Origin of the sequence: Acetivibrio clariflavus DSM 19732 (genome assembly GCF_000237085.1) — a bacterium.
In the GTDB taxonomy this organism is placed as follows: Bacteria; Bacillota; Clostridia; order Acetivibrionales; family Acetivibrionaceae; genus Acetivibrio; species Acetivibrio clariflavus.
In genome coordinates this window covers 4217405-4231824 of the sequence record NC_016627.1, presented here as the reverse complement: position 1 = coordinate 4231824, position 14420 = coordinate 4217405, and the positions used below count along the sequence as shown (strand labels likewise).

The 14420-nt window shown below is 41.1% G+C and carries 18 protein-coding genes and 1 riboswitch; all 18 genes read left to right on the top strand.

The genetic code is table 11. The annotated features are described in order from the left end of the window. Positions 1 to 191: 191 nt before the first annotated feature. The 18 genes from CLOCL_RS17665 to hemC all read left to right on the top strand — a co-directional run bounded on the left by CLOCL_RS17665 (position 192) and on the right by hemC (position 14416). Complete coding sequence (locus CLOCL_RS17665) at positions 192 to 479, top strand: VRR-NUC domain-containing protein (protein ID WP_014256603.1); 288 nt, start codon at positions 192 to 194, stop codon at positions 477 to 479. Between the two features lie 107 nt (positions 480 to 586). Beyond that, the gene (locus CLOCL_RS17660) at positions 587 to 1042 is read left to right on the top strand and encodes a hypothetical protein (protein ID WP_014256602.1); all 456 of its coding nucleotides are present in this window, start codon (positions 587 to 589) and stop codon (positions 1040 to 1042) included. A 238-nt stretch (positions 1043 to 1280) separates the two neighbouring features. Beyond that, the gene (locus CLOCL_RS17655) at positions 1281 to 1691 is read left to right on the top strand and encodes a hypothetical protein (protein WP_014256601.1); all 411 of its coding nucleotides are present in this window, start codon (positions 1281 to 1283) and stop codon (positions 1689 to 1691) included. Between the two features lie 39 nt (positions 1692 to 1730). Then, positions 1731 to 2729, top strand: a complete 999-nt coding sequence (locus CLOCL_RS17650) for a type II TA system antitoxin MqsA family protein (protein ID WP_014256600.1) — start codon at positions 1731 to 1733, stop codon at positions 2727 to 2729. Positions 2730 to 2871: 142 nt separating this feature from the next. Beyond that, positions 2872 to 3102 carry a hypothetical protein gene (locus tag CLOCL_RS17645; RefSeq protein ID WP_014256599.1) on the top strand — a complete coding sequence of 77 codons (231 nt, stop codon included), beginning with the start codon at positions 2872 to 2874 and terminating at the stop codon, positions 3100 to 3102. 133 nt (positions 3103 to 3235) lie between these two features. Then, on the top strand, positions 3236 to 3595 hold the full coding sequence (locus CLOCL_RS17640; RefSeq protein ID WP_014256598.1) for an HNH endonuclease: 360 nt from the start codon (positions 3236 to 3238) through the stop codon (positions 3593 to 3595). A 145-nt stretch (positions 3596 to 3740) separates the two neighbouring features. Further along, positions 3741 to 3938, top strand: a riboswitch (cobalamin riboswitch). 130 nt (positions 3939 to 4068) lie between these two features. Beyond that, positions 4069 to 4809, top strand: a complete 741-nt coding sequence (locus tag CLOCL_RS17635; protein ID WP_014256597.1) for an energy-coupling factor ABC transporter permease — start codon at positions 4069 to 4071, stop codon at positions 4807 to 4809. A gap of 2 nt (positions 4810 to 4811) precedes the next feature. Next, positions 4812 to 5138, top strand: coding sequence for an energy-coupling factor ABC transporter substrate-binding protein (locus CLOCL_RS17630; protein ID WP_014256596.1), 327 nt, complete (start codon positions 4812 to 4814; stop codon positions 5136 to 5138). Then, positions 5135 to 5911: a cobalt ECF transporter T component CbiQ gene (gene cbiQ, locus CLOCL_RS17625; RefSeq protein ID WP_014256595.1), complete on the top strand. Its 777-nt coding sequence runs from the start codon at positions 5135 to 5137 to the stop codon at positions 5909 to 5911. Before CLOCL_RS17630 ends, cbiQ begins: the two co-directional genes overlap by 4 nt. A gap of 12 nt (positions 5912 to 5923) precedes the next feature. After that, positions 5924 to 6778, top strand: a complete 855-nt coding sequence (locus CLOCL_RS17620) for an ATP-binding cassette domain-containing protein (protein ID WP_014256594.1) — start codon at positions 5924 to 5926, stop codon at positions 6776 to 6778. Positions 6779 to 6929: 151 nt separating this feature from the next. Next, positions 6930 to 8063: a cobalt-precorrin-5B (C(1))-methyltransferase CbiD gene (cbiD, locus tag CLOCL_RS17615; protein WP_014256593.1), complete on the top strand. Its 1134-nt coding sequence runs from the start codon at positions 6930 to 6932 to the stop codon at positions 8061 to 8063. After that, on the top strand, positions 8060 to 8740 hold the full coding sequence (gene cobI / locus CLOCL_RS17610; RefSeq protein WP_014256592.1) for a precorrin-2 C(20)-methyltransferase: 681 nt from the start codon (positions 8060 to 8062) through the stop codon (positions 8738 to 8740). Before cbiD ends, cobI begins: the two co-directional genes overlap by 4 nt. Before the next feature lie 2 nt (positions 8741 to 8742). After that, positions 8743 to 9501 carry a precorrin-4 C(11)-methyltransferase gene (gene cobM, locus CLOCL_RS17605; protein WP_014256591.1) on the top strand — a complete coding sequence of 253 codons (759 nt, stop codon included), beginning with the start codon at positions 8743 to 8745 and terminating at the stop codon, positions 9499 to 9501. Continuing rightward, positions 9498 to 10535: a cobalt-precorrin 5A hydrolase gene (locus CLOCL_RS17600; protein WP_014256590.1), complete on the top strand. Its 1038-nt coding sequence runs from the start codon at positions 9498 to 9500 to the stop codon at positions 10533 to 10535. The genes cobM and CLOCL_RS17600 overlap by 4 nt, the downstream gene beginning before the upstream one ends. Next, positions 10532 to 11536, top strand: coding sequence for a glutamyl-tRNA reductase (gene hemA, locus CLOCL_RS17595; RefSeq protein ID WP_014256589.1), 1005 nt, complete (start codon positions 10532 to 10534; stop codon positions 11534 to 11536). The genes CLOCL_RS17600 and hemA overlap by 4 nt, the downstream gene beginning before the upstream one ends. Positions 11537 to 11562: 26 nt before the next feature. Then, positions 11563 to 12288 (top strand): precorrin-3B C(17)-methyltransferase, encoded by a 726-nt coding sequence (cobJ, locus tag CLOCL_RS17590; RefSeq protein WP_014256588.1) that lies wholly within the window; start codon positions 11563 to 11565, stop codon positions 12286 to 12288. Between the two features lie 29 nt (positions 12289 to 12317). Beyond that, a complete protein-coding gene (gene cobK, locus CLOCL_RS17585; protein ID WP_014256587.1) occupies positions 12318 to 13547 on the top strand; it encodes a precorrin-6A reductase in 1230 nt (409 codons plus the stop codon). Beyond that, complete coding sequence (gene hemC / locus CLOCL_RS17580; RefSeq protein WP_014256586.1) at positions 13544 to 14416, top strand: hydroxymethylbilane synthase; 873 nt, start codon at positions 13544 to 13546, stop codon at positions 14414 to 14416. Before cobK ends, hemC begins: the two co-directional genes overlap by 4 nt. Positions 14417 to 14420 lie beyond the last annotated feature (4 nt).

Sequence of the window (14420 nt, the reverse complement as noted above, 5' to 3'; positions counted from 1 at the left end):
AAGTACCATTGCTTTTTTAAGACTAAAAAATATAAAAATAAAAATATTTGTGTATACACCTACCCCAAAAAGAGGTAACAAGGTAACAAAATCCTGAAAAGCGCTTGGGAAGCTGATTTATGAGATGTCTTTTTTGGACGTTACGAGGTTATAAGAGGGAAAAAGGTAACATTTTTGGAGGATGAGCGGTTATGTCTGAAAGAAGTATTGTGACTAAAGTACTGCGGTACTTAAAGACAGTACCGGGGTGTTTCTGTTGGAAGGAACATGGTGGTATGTACGGGACAGCGGGGATACCAGACATTATTGCCTGTGTAAATGGGCGGTTTATAGCTTTTGAAATAAAAACCCCATCGGGAAAGACAACAAAACTGCAGGAAGCAACTATAAGGAAAATCCTCAATGCCGGAGGAGTGGCAGCGGTTGTCCATTCGGTAGATGAGGTGAAGGCTATTCTGGAAAAGCATGGCCTTCTATAAAGAACGAAGACATAACGAACAAGGAAATAAAGCACTGCAAAGCAACGCAAAAAAGCACACTGCTTCAAAGATCAAGGTTTTTTATCTTGATTTTTTGGAGGTGCGATATGCTGATTGCATGGCAGTATTTAGATAAAAAAGCGGCTGCTGTTGAAGCTTTGAAAGATTATAACAGCATGCAGTACATTATCGAACACAGTGATGAGGATATATATGAAGTTGAAACCCGTATGACAAGCCCTCACAGTGCAAAGATTACCGGAGTTCCGGGCAAACACAATCCCAAAAGCGGTGAAGAACGCCTTGCTGCTTGCCTTGACGAGATTGATGTGTTGAAAGAACGTTACAGACGGGCATTAGAATATATGGAGTGGTTCAAGCCTGCTTGGGAAGCCCTGTCGGAGGAAGAACAGTTTATACTGACAGAATTTTTCGTTAATGATGTGAGCAAGACAGAAGCTGTAGCAAACATCGGAGAGAAGCTGTTTCTTGAAAGAGCACAGGTGTACCGCAGGAAGGACAAGGCGCTTAATCATCTGGCACTGCTTTTATACGGGAAGTAGTTTAAGATAACATTAGCTGCATGTTAAATAGGAACCCACTTAGATAGAACGAACTACCTAAGTGGGTATTTTTAATGGCCTACTGTATTGCGCCTAATATAAGCTCGTAGGAACTGTTATCTTTAGTATACATATCTTAATGTAAAAATCAACAAAATAAAAAATGCACTAATTGATGCATAAATCTTGACAAAAGGCATATAATATAGTATCATTGTATCACAAAAGAGGTAATGCAATGAATCAGCACTATAATCAGAATTATACCTGGGAACAGATTAATGAGATTTTGGCAATGATACATGACTGTATTAGAGAGGGCAGATTCATTATATCAAAAAATGAGAATAGGCAAGAAAACATAGATTTTATAAATGAATATAATCTAAACAGCAGAAGGCAAAAGGAGATTTTACTGAAAATAAAAACAGAAGATTTTTGCCATTCATTGCAAAATACGAAAGTAGGATTTGAACATGAGGTTTTATATGTATTTTGTCCCCAGGTTACGTTATTTAACTTTGATGGCATTGAGGAGATAGTTGATATATATACGAAATTTAATCTAATTGATAGTGAAAGTGGAAAACGAGTGGTTGTTATATCGTTTCATAAGCGAAACAAGCCGATTGATTATCTTTTCCGATGATCAATCAGAAAATTAGAGAGTTTGAAAGGAGGCCGCCTTATGAATAGGAATAAGACATTTTGCGAGGAATGCAGAAGAGATGTCGAATACATGGTAGAAACAGCAACAATTAAGGGTAAACTTAAAGGCGAAGAATATGAGTATACTGGAAAGAAGGCTGTTTGTACGGAATGTGGGAGCGAAGTCTATGTAGCGGATATAGAGGACGAAAATCTAAAGGCTTTGTATGACACGTACCGTCAAAAAAACGGCATTATTTCGCTGGAGAAGATATTAGAAATACCTCAGAAATACAATATTGGCAAACGTCCCCTATCATTGCTTTTAGGTTGGGGAGAAATGACTTTTTCGAGATATTGTGAAGGTGATATGCCTACAAAACAGTATTCAGATATTCTTCAAAAGATTTATGATGATCCAGCATATTATAAAGAATTGCTGGAGAAAAATAAGGACAATTTAAAATCTCTGCAGGCATATGAAAAAAGTAAGCGGAAGGTACAGGAACTGCTTGGGGAAGAAAACAAAACGGGTTCAAAGCTGGACTCAATTATCCAATATCTGCTTTATAAGTGCGAGGACATAACTCCTTTAGCTTTACAAAAGGCACTATATTATGTCCAGGGCTTTTATTACGCTTTTGAAGGACGGTTTCTTTTTGAAGAAGACTGTGAGGCATGGGTTCATGGACCGGTTTACAGAGATGTATATAACAGGTATTCATCTTATCGGTTTGACCCAATTGAGAGCGTTGAAGCTTTCGATGAATCAGTTTTTACAACTGCTGAAAAAGCGATATTGGATAGCGTTATTAAGAACTTCTGCTGCTATAGTGGAAAAATACTAGAAAAGTTTACGCATCTGGAGAAACCATGGCGGCATACTAGAGACGGTTTGCCGGTGGATGCGCATTCTAATCGTGTAATACCCAAAGAGTTGATCGGGGAATATTTTGTCGCTGTGAAAGAAAAATTCAACATGCTCACTCCTGGAGATATAGAAGTATATTCGAAAGCTATCTTTGAACAAATAAACTGATATTTTTAGCTTCCTTTAAGGTGAGATTTTCATGAGATGAAAAACACAGGTATCCCATATATAATGATATCGTGAAAAAATGACATTAAAACGCATAAGCCCTTCGGGGCTTTTTTATGCAATAAAACAGGAGTGAGGAAAGATGTACGATAATTGTTTTGGCAGTAACGGAAGGAATGGCTGCAATATCCTGACTGTACACAAGTGTCAGCAAGATAAATGTTCCTTCTATAAAAGCACCCAAGAGTTAGAGGAAGATAGAAAAAAGGCTTATCTTTTGCTTGCAGCTTTACCACCCGATATGCAGCGGTATATCTCCGATAAGTATTATAACGGTAAGATGCCATGGGCAAAAAGTAAATGTTCTGTTTAGTATTCCAGATGAGATTTTTATGAGATGAAATTCAGTAAAAAACCAAATATAATGGTATTGTGAAAAGTTATGGATAAGCCTTCATGGGATGAACCTGTGAGGGCTTTTTTATACGTGTAAAGGAGGTGGCCAGATGCCAAGAAAACCAAAAAGGACTTGCTCCTTTCCTGGCTGTCCTGAACTGACGGACGGAAGGTACTGTGACATGCATCAAAGGCAAGTGGATGCTTATTACAACAAATACGAACGAGATCCCCAAACAAGAAAACGCTATGGCCGGAGATGGAAACGCATCAGGAACAGATATATCTCAGAGCATCCGCTTTGCGAGGAGTGCCAAAAGTACGGAAGGCTTACACCAGCCGAAGAGGTACATCATATTATCCCTTTATCCAAAGGCGGAACCAATGCAGACAATAACCTTATGAGCCTGTGCAAACAATGTCACTCATCGCTCACTGCTCGCGAAGGAGAACGATGGGCAAGACGGTAGGGGGGTCAAAATCTCTGGCGGAGTAGTTTTGTGCAACGGGCGGGGGGTCACGCGCGAAAAATCGCAGTTTCAAACTGGACAAAATTATCTTATAAAACATGAAATAATCCATTGAAATAATCTGAATAATGATATAACATATTAATAATTTAATATAAAATCAGGTGCTGGTTATGCATTACTAGAAAATGTGTGAATCAGTGAAAAGGGAAGACGGGTGAAAATCCCGCGCGGTCACGCCGCTGTAAAAGTGGAGTTCTCCATAGATACCACTGGGAAACTGGGAAGGTTTGGAGAATGATGATGCTTGAGCCAGAAGACCTGCCTGCATTTTTAACACCATTTACTCTACGAGCGATAGGGGGTGTTGTGTATGTCTGCACAGTATTATTCCGGGTATGCATGACCTCTTGACTATTTATGTTGAGAGGTTTTTTGTTTGTAAAATAATATTTGTATGAGGAGTGAGTATTATGTCCAAAAAATTACAATTGGCTTTGGGTCTTGGACTTATGGTAATACTGATGCCAACAATGGCTTCAGCTATGCATATCATGGAAGGATTCTTACCTCCGGTCTGGGCAATCTCATGGGGAGTATTGTGCGTACCATTTATAGTTATAGGACTATTTTCAATAAATAAAACTGTACGAGAAAATCCGCGATTAAAAATATATCTTGCAATGGCAGGTGCATTTGCATTTGTACTTTCCGCACTCAAAATACCTTCTGTTACAGGAAGCTGTTCACATCCAACAGGATTGGGATTGGGAACTATCCTTTTTGGCCCAACAGCTATGTCAGTACTGGGTCTGATAGTGCTTTTGTTTCAGGCTATACTTTTAGCTCATGGCGGACTAACAACGCTTGGCGCAAATACCTTTTCAATGGCAGTTGTAGGACCTATTGTTGCATTTGCAACGTACAAGCTGGTAAAGAAAGCGAAAGGACCTCAATGGCTGGAAGTGTTTTTAGCGGCAGCACTGGGTGATCTGTTGACGTATATGGTGACATCAGTGCAGCTTGCACTAGCTTTTCCAGCTGAAGTAGGTGGTTTTGCTGCATCACTGGCTAAGTTTATGGGTATTTTTGCAGTGACACAGATTCCTCTTGCAATCAGTGAAGGTATACTTACAGTATTAATATTTAATGCAATAGCTGCTTATGGCAAAGATGAATTGAAGAGCTTAAATCTATTACAAAAGGGGGCTTAATCATGCAAACTGAAGCGATAAGGCAAACAAAAAAAAATAATCTTTCTGTTAACCTGCTGTTGATTCTTATTATTATAGCTTTAGCAATTATTCCGTTGTTTATTGCTAAAGATGCTGAGTTTGGTGGAGCAGATGGGCAAGCGGAGGAGGCAATAGCAGAAATAAATGCAGATTATGAACCTTGGTTCTCACCCATTTTTGAACCGAAAAGCGGAGAGATTGAGAGCTTGCTTTTTGCATTGCAAGCTGCTATCGGCGCCGGCATAATCGGGTATGGATTAGGTTATTTGAAAGGCCGCAGAAAGAAAGAAGATGAGAAGAGCGCATGATTTCTATAGATAAATATGCTTACAGCTCAAAGCTTAAACATACAGACCCCTTGCAAAAGGTTACATTTGCCTTGCTGACGCTGGCTGTATGTCTATGGGCAGATAACTTGATAATATCGGTTGCAGTGATTTTTATTATGGGGGGCATGACCGTCTCAAGAGGTGGGACTCTCCTCCGTTTTTTTATAAAACTACTGTTATTGCCTGTTTCTTTTTTGATAATAGGGGTGTCTACCGTTGCAGTGAATATATCCGAGCAACCAGAAAGCCTGCTGGCAGCAATTCCTGTTGCAGGAACATGGATAGGTGTCTCAAATGAAGGGCTGCAAGAGGCGATTAAGCTGTTTTTCAAAGCACTGGGAGCTGTCTCATGCCTTTATTTTCTGTCCCTTAGTACCCCTATGGTGGATTTGCTGGCGGCACTACGGAGACTTCGGATGCCAAAGCTTTTAGTGGAGCTTATGGGGCTTGTATACAGGTTTATATTTGTATTGCTGGAAACTGCAGATACCATCTATAATGCACAGAATTGCCGTATGGGCTATTCAAGCCTGACTGCCGGATATCGCTCTTTAGGCTCATTGATTTCCATGCTCTTCATAAAATCATACAAGCGTTCGGATGAACTATACACTGCACTGGAGGCAAGAGGATACGAGGGAGAGCTCAATGTACTTGAAGAAACCTATGAAAAGCATTGGAAAGGATATGTCCTGGCAGTAACCATCAACGTCATACTTGTTTTATCTTCAATAGCTTTAAAGCAAGTATAGGAGGAGTTATTCATGATAGAGAACATCCTGGAGGTAAAGGACCTTCATTACACATATACTGATGGAACACATGCTTTAAAGGGAGTGACACTTGATATAAAACAAGGAATGACAACTGCCGTACTGGGTGGAAATGGAGCGGGAAAATCAACACTGTTTCTTTCTCTAAACGGAACACTCAAACCAACGGCCGGTAAGGTGCTGTTTAAGGGACTTCAGCTGGACTATTCCCGAAAGGGCCTTAGAGACCTTCGCAAATCTGTGGGTATTGTGTTTCAAGACCCGGATAGCCAGTTGTTTTCGGCAAGTGTACTTCAGGATATCTCCTTTGGTCCAATAAATATGAAGCTGCCTGAAGAAGAAGTCCGCAAGAGAGTAAATGCTGCAATGGACAGGATTGGTATATCACACCTTAAGGATAAGCCAACCCACTGTCTCAGTTTCGGACAGAAAAAGCGTGTAGCCATTGCCGGAGTACTGGCTATGGAGCCCGAAGTGCTGGTGCTTGATGAGCCTACGGCAGGACTTGATCCCATGGGAGTTAGTGAAATTATGAAACTTCTTCGGAAAATACAAAAGGATTTAGGATTATCTGTGGTTATTTCAACCCATGATATTGACATAGTACCGCTTTACTGTGATTATGCCTATGTGATGGATCAGGGCAGGATTGTGCTGGAAGGTACTCCTAAAGAAGTATTCGCTCATAGGGATGAAATAAGGAGTGTAAACTTAAGACTTCCACGAATCGGACATTTGATGGAGATACTAAAGGAAAAGGATGACTTTGAATTTTCGGAGAATGCCAATACCATATCCGAAGCGAGAAAAGCTCTTAATGACTGGAAGAAAAGAAAAACTACCTAAAAAGGAAATTGCGTTGTACAGTACTATATAATTTGCGCCAAGAAACCACTAATTTCAATGAGCAAAATATCGATGCTTCTACGGTTTTTGTGAAATTGAAATAGTGAGTTTCCCGCATAATTTATATAAAGGCATAAGTGTGGGTGGAATAATGAATGATTATATAATAAAGTCTGGTAAAAAGCTAAGAAAAGGGTTTACAACCGGAAGCTGTGCGGCAGCTGCCGCAAAAGCCTGCGCAATTATGCTCTTTGAAAAGATAGAGATTCCGGAGGTTTCTTTAACTTTTCCCGGAGGGGAAGAAATAATTCTTAAGCCGGAAGATATCATTCTCAATGAAGCTTCCGCAAGCTGTTGCATCATAAAGGATGCGGGGGATGACCCTGATGTAACAAACGGAATAAGGATCTATGCCAGGGTTGAAAAGGCAAAAGCCGGTATTTCCATTGACGGAGGGATAGGTGTCGGAAGAGTAACCTCTGCGGGTTTGCCCTGCAAAATAGGAGAGGCGGCTATCAATCCCGGACCAAGAAAGATGATTTTTAATGCGTTGGAAGAGGTTGCCCGTCTATACAAATACGATGGCGGATTTCATGTGGAAATATTTGTTCCCCAGGGAGTGGAAATTGCAAAGAAAACCTTCAATGAAAGGCTTGGGATTGTCGAAGGCATATCCATCCTGGGAACTACAGGCATTGTGGAGCCCATGAGTGAAGCTGCATTGATAGATACAATCAAGCTGGAAATGTCTATCAGAAAGCAAAACGGTCAAAACGTGCTATTCATTTCTCCCGGAAATTATGGAGTTGGTTATGCCAGAGAGCATTTGGGCATTGATGTTGACAGCGCTGTAAAAATTTCAAATTATATTGGTGAAGCTCTTGATTATGCGATATATTTGGGCTTTAAAAAAATCCTGCTTGTCGGACATATAGGGAAATTGGTCAAGTTAGCTGCCGGTGTTATGAATACACATTCGAAAATTGCTGACTGCAGAAATGAAATATTTGCCGCTCACAGTGCATTAGCCGGTGCAGGAAAAGAAACGGTCGAAAAAATCATGAATGCAAAAACAACAGATGAAATTCACAATATCCTGTTGCAGAACAATATATCCAAAATGGTGTATGAAAGCATATTGGGGAAAATAGTATATCATTTAAATTATCGTGTGATGAATAAGGCAAGGATTGAAGTTCTTGTATTTTCAAATGAAAATGGCGTGTTAATGCAGACAGATAATGTGTTGGACTTTATCAATGAGCTAAAGGAGGTTGGGCATTGAAAGGAACTTTATACGGAGTTGGTGTTGGACCGGGAGATAAGAAGCTTCTTACTCTATTGGCGGTTGAGACTTTACATAAGGCAGATATTATTGCAGTACCTGATACCGGAGGCGAGAAAACAGCTCTGAATATTGTGGGTGAGTATATCTCCGGCAAAAAGATAATGTACTGCAGTATGCCTATGACAAGGGATACAGCAATACTGCGGGAGAGTCATAAAGCTTGTGTAGAGCTGATTTGTGCAGAGCTCGAAAAAGGCTTGAACCTGGCATTTATAACGCTCGGTGATCCTACAATTTATTCTACATATATGTATGTGCACAGGTTGGTTGTTGAAAAAGGATATTCTGCTGAAATTGTTAACGGGATTCCCTCGTTTTGCGCGGCTGCTGCCAAACTGGGCATTTCATTGTGTAATGGGAAGGAAGCATTGCATATTGTTCCTGCATCCTATGAAGGTGCGGATGAACTCTTACGTTTGAACGGAAGCAAGGTGCTTATGAAAAGCGGAAAGGGTATTTTAAACATAAAGCAGAAGCTGGAGAAGCATAATTTGCTTGACAATTCCAAAATGGTAGAATGCTGCTTTATGGAAAATGAGAAAATATATAACAGTCTTAGGGACTTAAATGAAGATAGCAGTTATTTTTCGATTATTATAGTTAAAGGAGAATAAAAATGGTCTATTTTATCGGAGCAGGACCGGGCGCGGTTGATTTGATAACAGTGAGGGGACAGGAGCTTTTGAAAAAAGCTGATGTTGTCATATATGCAGGGTCTTTGGTTAACCCGGAGCTCCTTAAGTGTACAAAGCCTGAGTGCAAGATTTACAACAGCGCTTCTATGACACTTGATGAAATTATAGATGTTTTCGTTAGAGAATATTCACCTGATAAGATACTGGTAAGGCTGCATACAGGCGATCCAAGTATTTATGGAGCAATCAAGGAGCAGATGAAGTTGTTGGACAAGCATAAAATTCCTTATAACGTTGTGCCCGGAGTCAGTTCATTTTGCGGTGCGGCAGCGGTGTTAAATGCTGAATATACACTGCCTGGTGTGAGTCAGACTGTTATTCTTTCAAGGATGGAGGGAAGAACGCCCGTACCTCCGGATGAGGATATAGAAAAGCTTGCATCTCATAAGGCTTCCATGGTTTTGTTCCTTACGACCTCAATGCTTGAGAAGCTTAGTGAGAAGCTTGTAAAAGGCGGATACAAATCCGATACGCCTGCTGCTATTGTCTATAAGGCTACATGGCCGGAGCAGAAGATTGTCCGTACCACAATTGCAGAGCTTCATAAAAGTGCAAAGGAAAACAATATTACCAAAACGGCCTTGATACTTGTAGGGGATTTTCTTTCTTGTGAGCACGAGCTTTCAAAGCTTTATGATGCAAGCTTTACCCATGAATTCAGGAAGGCGAAAGAACAATGAGGATAACCTTGATTTCCTTTACCCAAAAGAGCTCACTCTTATGTAAGCGCCTGGTTGATTATCTTAAAGAAGAGGGACATTCTATCGTTGCATATTCAAAGTATGGAGGCGGCGAGCTGCTTCAGATGGAAGACAATCTTAGCGCACTTACAGGAAAAGCCTTTGAGGACAGCAATTCAATAATATTTATTGGAGCTGCCGGTATAGCCGTAAGAGCAATTGCGCCATTCCTTAAAAATAAGGCATCCGACCCGGCGGTCATTGTGATAAATGAAACAGGAGAATATGTGATTCCCATATTGTCAGGGCATTTGGGCGGTGCAAACAGCCTGGCCCATAAATTGGCGTCTTTTTTGGGAGGAAGGGCAATTATTACTACTGCTACAGATATTAACGGCGTTTTTTCGGTTGATGTGTGGACAAAGGAAAACGGTCTTCATATTTTGAACATAGAAAACATAAAGTATATTTCTGCCGCATTGCTGAAAGGTCAAAAAATTGGTTTTCGCTGTGATTTTCCGGTGGAAGGTGAATTACCGGAATTCTTTACAAAGGATACAACTGATTACGGAATATATATATATGATCACAAAAAGCAAAATGCGGACAAGCAGCCTTTTAAAAATACATTATTTTTGTGCCCTAAGCTATTTGCTGTGGGAGTGGGATGCCGGAAAGGAATTCCGGAAGAGATATTGGAAGAAGTATTTCTTGAAACACTGGCGGCAGAGAACATACCAAAGAATCTTGTTTACTGTGTTGCAACCATTGATATAAAAAAAGAAGAAGAGGCAATTATACGGCTTTGTGACAAATTCAGATACTGTCTTAAGCTTTATACCAATAAAGAGCTTATGGAGGCTAAAGGGAGCTTTTCATCATCGGGGTTTGTAAGGGCTGTTACAGGTGTGGATAATGTCTGTGAAAGAGCGGCCATACTGGCCAGCAATCATGGGAAATTGATAATGGGAAAAAGAGCTAGAGATGGAGTCACTGTTGCTATCGCAGAAAGGGCATGGAGGTGTAGCTTTTGAATATAATCATGGCTGGAGTTGATTATCGCAGCGCAAGCCTGGAATTAAGAGAAAAGGTTGGGTTCAACAAAAATCAAATAAGAGATATTCTAGCCAAAATAAATAAGGAGGCTTGTGTTTCCGGAGTGGTTTTGATTTCAACCTGCAACCGCACAGAGGCGTACATTTCATTAAGCCATTGCGAAGAAGCGGATCCGGTTGAAATATTCTGCAATGCTGCCAATCTTGATGATGATATGAAGAAGTGTTTTTATGTTAAAAAGGGTGAAGATTTGGCGGTTTATCTTTTTGAGCTTGCCTGTGGAATTCACTCAATGATATTTGGAGAAGACCAGATATTGACGCAGGTTAAAGAAGCAATGCTGATTGCTATTGATGAGGGAGCAAGCGATGCGGCATTGAACACACTTTTCAGGTGCGCCATAACCTGTGCCAAAAAGGTAAAGACTCAGCTGGTGCTCAATGCCGTTTCGCCTTCGGTAGCCGGGCAGTCGGTACAACTGGTAAGTGAATATATTGAAAAAAAAGCAGGTTGCAAAGCGTTGGTTATCGGTAACGGAGTAGTTGGAAGAAAAGTTTGTGAGGAACTGATTGCAAAGGGATGTGAGGTCCACATAACTACCAGAACCCACAACAACAAAAGCATAATTGTTCCTACAGGCTGTAAAGTTATTCCGTATCACGACAGGGAGTCATTGATACCATATGTGGATATTTTAATAAGCGCAACATCAAGTCCCCATCAGACTGTTACTATCGATATGATTGACAGATGTGCAAATAAGCCCAAATACATTATTGATCTTGCAGTACCCAGGGACATAGACCCTGAGGTCGGGAAGATAAACGGTATACTGTACTACAATATTGACAGCCTTGGGGAAACCGCACGGAAGGACAATTCTAAGGAAATATCAGCCATGAAGAGTTTGATAGCAGAGCATATTGAGAATTTTAACAAATGGTATGACCAAAGAAAACGACTTATGGCGGTAAAATAATAAAAATAAATGGGTGGGGTAGAGTCATGATTAGTATTATTGGCATAGGGCCGGGAGAGAAAGCACAGATAACACCGCTTGCGATAGAGGCACTAAAAAACAGCGAGGTAGTTGCCGGATACACTTTATATATAGATATAATCAAAGATTTGATTGAGGGCAAGGAAATAATAGCAACCCCCATGATGCAGGAGGTAGAAAGGTGCAGGATGGCTGCGCTGGCTGCAAAAGGAAACAAAAATGTAGCTATGGTTTCAAGCGGAGACGCAGGGATTTACGGGATGGCGGCCCTGATGATTGAAATATGTGAGGAGCTTGGAATCCGTGAAGAGATCAGGGTCATAGCAGGAATTACTGCAGCAAGCTCTGCGGCAGCGGTTCTTGGAGCACCTTTAACACACGATTTTGCGGTAATATCCTTAAGCAACCTTCTTACAAAATGGGAGGACATTGAAAAGAGATTGGATCTGGCCTCGCAGGCCGGGTTTGTAATAGTGATTTACAATCCATCCAGCAAAAAGAGAGCGGATTTTCTTAAAAAAGCCTGTGAAATCGTGATGAGAAATATAAGCGGGGATACAATGTGCGGATATGTAAGAAATATAGGGCGAGAGGGACAAACTCACAAGATATTGCCGCTTAAAGAATTAAAAGACGAGGTGGTGGACATGTTTACCACAGTAATAATCGGAAATTCCACTACCAGGGTCATAAACGGGAAACTGGTAACTCCTAGGGGATACAGAATATAATTTCTGCATTGGATTGAAGGTAGAATAAGATGAAAAAAGTGATTGTATTTGCAGGAACAAATGAAGGAAGAAAGTTAAGTACTTTTTTAGCCGAAAACGGTGTTGAGGTTACAGCAGCTGTAGCCACCGGATACGGTTCACTGGTGATGCCTGACATGCCTTTTTTGTCGGTAAAGGAGGGAAGGCTTTCCCTTGAAGAGATTACAGAACTTATAAAAAGCTATGACTATATTGTGGACGCAACACACCCTTATGCCAAAATCATTTCGGAGAATGTAAAGGAGGCTGCGAAAAGATGCGGCAAGGCTGTGATGAGGCTGGTAAGGCCTTCATTGGAATATGAAAATGTCCTAGAGTTTTCAAGCATAGAAGCAGCATGTGCCTATCTTAACGGTACAGAGGGAAATATTTTTGTGACAACCGGAAGTAAGGAGTTGCTGCCATATTCAAAAATCGAAAATTACAGAGAAAGAGTTTTTGTCAGAGTACTGCCAACGGCTGAGGCAATAAAGGCATGTTCGGATTCAGGCTTTAGCGCGACGAATATAATTTGCATGCAGGGACCCTTCAGTGAGAATATGAATTTGGCGACCATGGAACAAATCAATGCTAAGTTTTTGGTAACAAAGGAAACCGGGAAAAGCGGAGGCTTTCAGGAGAAGATTGATGCAGCAAGAAAGCTGGGGACAAAGGTTATATTGATAGGAAGGCCTTGTAAAGAAGAAGGCATGACGCTGGAGGAAATGTTTATATATTTTCAAAAGGAATTTGGAATTACGCAAGAAGAATCCTTGTCCCATTTTCCAATGTTTATTAGCCTGAAAAACAAAAAGGTTGTTGTCATCGGAGGGGGAAGGATTGCCACAAGAAGAGTCCAGGTTCTTATACGCTATGGCGCGGAGTTGGTTGTGATTGCTGCCTGCCAGTCGGAAAGTATAAAGCTTTTAGCCGGCGAAAACAAGCTTACACTAATTGAAAGAAATTACCTGCCGGGTGACCTGAATGGCGCTTTCATGGCAATTGCTGCAACGGACGACAGGGATGTGAATGAAAAGGTCTGCAATGACGCACGGAAAGAGGGGATTCCAGTAAATGTATGTGACAGAAAAGAGCTGTGCGATTTTTACTTCCCTGCTATATTTGAAAACGGGGAGGTTACAGGCGGACTGATTTCAAAGGACGGCAGCAACCATAAAGCGGCAAAGGAAACGGCTGCAAGAATAAGGGAATTCTTAAAGAACCGGAGGGAGCAAACATGAAAACAGTGAGAGTTGGCAGCAGGGACAGTGGACTTGCAGTCATACAGGCTCAGATGGTCATAGATGCCATAAAAAAATACGACAGTAATATAGAAGTTGAATTAGTCACCATGAAAACAACAGGGGACAGAATTTTAGACAAAACCCTTGATAAAATCGGTGGCAAGGGATTGTTTGTTAAGGAATTGGACGAAGCGCTGCGAAACGGAGGTGTGGATATAACTGTACACAGTTACAAGGATATGCCCATGGAAATTAATTCTGAATTACCCGTGGTGGCCTTGTCGGAACGGGAAGACGAGAGGGATGTTCTCATCCTTCCTGCAAATCAAGGTGATAAAAGCAAGCCGCTAGGGTGCTCCAGCAAAAGAAGGATGCTGCAGCTTAAAGCTCTTGGCTTTGACAATATCGAGCCACTCAGAGGGAATGTTATCACCAGGCTAAAAAAGCTGGATGACGGAGAATACTGTGGAATTATTCTGGCTGCCGCCGGGATTAAGAGGCTTGGACTGGAAAACAGGATCAGCAGGTATTTTACAACGGAAGAAATAATGCCTGCGGCCTGTCAGGGAATCATTGCCGTTCAGACCAGGAAAGGTGAAGATACACGCTATCTCGCTAATTTCCATAGTGAAAGGTCAAAAATAGTTTCCGATGCCGAACGTGCCTTTGTTGCCGCTTTGGATGGAGGCTGCTCATCGCCGGTTGCAGCTTATGCATATTTCGAAAACGATAAATTAGTGCTAAGAGGGCTCTATGTGAACGAAGAAAAAAATATAGCAATAAAAGGTATAGAGTATGGCAGGGCTGAAGATGCAGTCAAAATGGGTATTTCGCTTGCAAAGAGGCTCAAGGGGGAGGCGTGCTGACTTC

Coding starts and splice junctions, on each gene's coding strand:
- CLOCL_RS17665 (WP_014256603.1), top strand. CDS start 192: ATGTCTGAAAGAAGTATTGTGACTAAAGTACTGCGGTACTTAAAGACA.
- CLOCL_RS17660 (WP_014256602.1), top strand. CDS start 587: ATGCTGATTGCATGGCAGTATTTAGATAAAAAAGCGGCTGCTGTTGAA.
- CLOCL_RS17655 (WP_014256601.1), top strand. CDS start 1,281: ATGAATCAGCACTATAATCAGAATTATACCTGGGAACAGATTAATGAG.
- CLOCL_RS17650 (WP_014256600.1), top strand. CDS start 1,731: ATGAATAGGAATAAGACATTTTGCGAGGAATGCAGAAGAGATGTCGAA.
- CLOCL_RS17645 (WP_014256599.1), top strand. CDS start 2,872: ATGTACGATAATTGTTTTGGCAGTAACGGAAGGAATGGCTGCAATATC.
- CLOCL_RS17640 (WP_014256598.1), top strand. CDS start 3,236: ATGCCAAGAAAACCAAAAAGGACTTGCTCCTTTCCTGGCTGTCCTGAA.
- CLOCL_RS17635 (WP_014256597.1), top strand. CDS start 4,069: ATGTCCAAAAAATTACAATTGGCTTTGGGTCTTGGACTTATGGTAATA.
- CLOCL_RS17630 (WP_014256596.1), top strand. CDS start 4,812: ATGCAAACTGAAGCGATAAGGCAAACAAAAAAAAATAATCTTTCTGTT.
- cbiQ (WP_014256595.1), top strand. CDS start 5,135: ATGATTTCTATAGATAAATATGCTTACAGCTCAAAGCTTAAACATACA.
- CLOCL_RS17620 (WP_014256594.1), top strand. CDS start 5,924: ATGATAGAGAACATCCTGGAGGTAAAGGACCTTCATTACACATATACT.
- cbiD (WP_014256593.1), top strand. CDS start 6,930: ATGAATGATTATATAATAAAGTCTGGTAAAAAGCTAAGAAAAGGGTTT.
- cobM (WP_014256591.1), top strand. CDS start 8,743: ATGGTCTATTTTATCGGAGCAGGACCGGGCGCGGTTGATTTGATAACA.
- CLOCL_RS17600 (WP_014256590.1), top strand. CDS start 9,498: ATGAGGATAACCTTGATTTCCTTTACCCAAAAGAGCTCACTCTTATGT.
- cobJ (WP_014256588.1), top strand. CDS start 11,563: ATGATTAGTATTATTGGCATAGGGCCGGGAGAGAAAGCACAGATAACA.
- cobK (WP_014256587.1), top strand. CDS start 12,318: ATGAAAAAAGTGATTGTATTTGCAGGAACAAATGAAGGAAGAAAGTTA.
- hemC (WP_014256586.1), top strand. CDS start 13,544: ATGAAAACAGTGAGAGTTGGCAGCAGGGACAGTGGACTTGCAGTCATA.